This is a genomic window from Chamaesiphon sp. VAR_69_metabat_338 (assembly GCF_031423935.1).
Lineage (GTDB): Bacteria > Cyanobacteriota > Cyanobacteriia > Cyanobacteriales > Chamaesiphonaceae > Chamaesiphon.
This window is the reverse complement of record NZ_JANPGM010000308.1, coordinates 1-2,511: the sequence shown is the minus strand read 5'-3', so window position 1 is coordinate 2,511 and position 2,511 is coordinate 1. Positions and strand designations below refer to the sequence as shown.

Below are 2,511 nucleotides of genomic sequence, written 5' to 3'. Positions count from 1 at the left end.
TAATAATCCTCTTGACTGTCACATCTCGATCGTCCGAGCTTAAATGCTGGAGATTTACTACCTGCAAAGGGATAGTTGCGCTAGGTGCGATCGCCTGTAGGGGTTGCCCATCCTCTACGATAAAAGTAGTGCGTAAGGTTTCGTGACGGCGGACGATTTCGTTAAAAGTCCGTTCTAGTGCGGCTAAATTTAGCGAGCCTGTTAAGTGAATTGCTGTAGGCACATTGTAGATAGTATTGTCCGGTATCGATCGATCGAGGAACCAAAGCCGCTGTTGAGCAAAAGATGCAGGAAAGACGAAAACTTCTTCGGAAAACATACGGCAAGGGGGGCGGGTTGAAATGGTGGTCGCTCGATCGAGCTTTAAATATTACTCTCTCTCTCTTTAGATAGATTTTGCTAAATCATTACTTTTTAAGCATAACTTGAAATTAGGCTAGCACAGCTCAGGCTCTGTGGTTTATTAATCGGCCAGAGCGAATTTATTGGCGATCGAGTCCTGTTTTTCCATCCTCAACTCTACCGATCGTTAGAGCTACAGCGGGCAGCGACAAGGTCGTCAATCTATCAATCTGGGGTTGATATAAAATGAATTCGGTATAAAAATTAAAATATTCAATCCAGAGTGAAATAACATTAGGATAAGCAAATGTTGGAAGGGGCATCATCTAGACAATGGCCATCTCACTCGCAAGTCGATCGATCCTCCTCACTTCAACCGTCGTCTTTTCCGATCGTCGGTGTGGGAGCTTCGGCAGGGGGATTGGATGCTTTCAAACAGTTGCTGCGGCACGTGGCAATTGATACGGGGCTGGCATTCGTCCTGATTCAGCACTTAGCCCCCGAACATCAGAGTTTCTTAGCCCAACTGCTCGGGCGGATAACCGAAATGCCCGTCTGTGAGGTCACTGATGGGATCGAGATCGCCCCGAATTGCGTTTATACGATTCCCCCAAACACTACCATGAAGCTCGTGGGGCGGGTGTTGCACCTCTCGCCCCGCGAACGGACGCGCAGCGGCTACATGCCAGTCGATCGATTTTTTGAATCGATAGCTGCTGAGTGTGGGAGGATGGGGATCGGGGTCGTACTCTCTGGTACCGATGGCGATGGTGCCGTGGGATTAGCGGCAATTAAAGCTGCGGGAGGGATGACTTTCGCTCAAGATCTGCCATCTGCCCAATTTAGGGGGATGCCAGAACACGCGGCACAAACTGGGCGAGTAGATGTTATTTTACCGCCTCACGAGATCGCCACCCAACTTAATGAGATCGGTCAACAGTGGCAATTGGATCGAAGCTCGAAGCTCGAAGATCGAAGATCGCCGCCACCAGTCCGACAGCAATCTCCACCAGATGCTCAGCCCGTAATTATGGCCAGTTCGGAACCATTAAATCCCCTCAGTCAAATATTTGAGTTGCTACGCAAGCATACGGGTGTGAATTTTGCCAGTTACAAACACGCCACGCTCAAACGGCGAATGCAGCGGCGGATGGCGCAGCAGAATGTCACCAGAGTGGAAGATTATCTGACTTATCTCGACGGCAATGCCGCCGAAATAACTGCTTTATATCAAGATTTTTTAATCGATGTCACGAGTTTTTTTCGCGATCCCGAAGTCTTCCAATCGCTAATCGCACGGGTTTTACCGCAGATCGCCCAGCAGCACTCGCAACTAGCCCCGATTCGGATTTGGATCGCGGGCTGTGCGACGGGGGAAGAAGTATATTCGTTGGCGATTTGTTTGCTAGAGGTGCTAGATGGAATCGTGCCCCAGCCACCGATCCAGATTTTTGCCACCGATCTCAATAGCCAAGCGATCGAAACTGCCCGCGCGGGGATTTACCAGCGGAGTGCGGTCGCACATGTGTCACCAGAGCGGTTGCGGCGGTTTTTTGTGTCCAGCGGGGATGACTATCAAATTAGTAAATCGGTGCGGGAATTGTGCGTATTTGCCAGACACAATCTCTGTAGCGATCCGCCATTCTCCCGACTGGATCTGATTTCTTGTCGCAATGTGCTGATTTATTTTGGAGCCACCCTGCAACAGCAGGTGATGCATAATTTGCACTACGGCCTCAATCCCGACGGATTTTTGCTGTTGGGCACTTCCGAAACCACCAATGCCGCACCAGGATTATTTGCGCCGATCGATAAAAAGCACAAGATTTACGCCAAAAAACTCTCCTTCGTCCTCCCAAGCCTCGATTTACCGCTGGGGGGCGATCTCACCCAAACTACCAACCAACAGCTGCCAATTATCACTCGTCCAGCCACCGAACTCCAGCTCAAACAGATCGCCGACGATCTCGTTTTACAACGTTATTCACCAGCCGGATTGATTGTCAATAGCAATCTAGACATCGTCGAATTTCGGGGCAATACCAGCCCCTATTTGCAGCCCGCGCCAGGTAAGTCCAGCTTGAAACTGCTGAAAATGGTGCAGGTGGATCTCAGATCCGCACTCCGCACTGCGATCCATCAGGCGAAAAAGCTGGAGCGGTCGTTCAC

2 protein-coding genes are annotated in these 2,511 nt (G+C 50.2%); one reads left to right on the top strand and one right to left on the bottom strand.

What is annotated here, in order from left to right:
* The coding region (locus RMO84_RS08940; protein WP_310488130.1) for a condensation domain-containing protein at positions 1-319 on the bottom strand (319 nt) is incomplete at its 3' end.
* A gap of 330 nt (positions 320-649) precedes the next feature.
* Between RMO84_RS08940 and RMO84_RS08935 the strand changes: the two genes are divergently transcribed.
* A partial coding sequence (locus RMO84_RS08935) for a CheR family methyltransferase (protein WP_310488129.1) occupies positions 650-2,511 on the top strand: 1,862 nt, incomplete at its 3' end.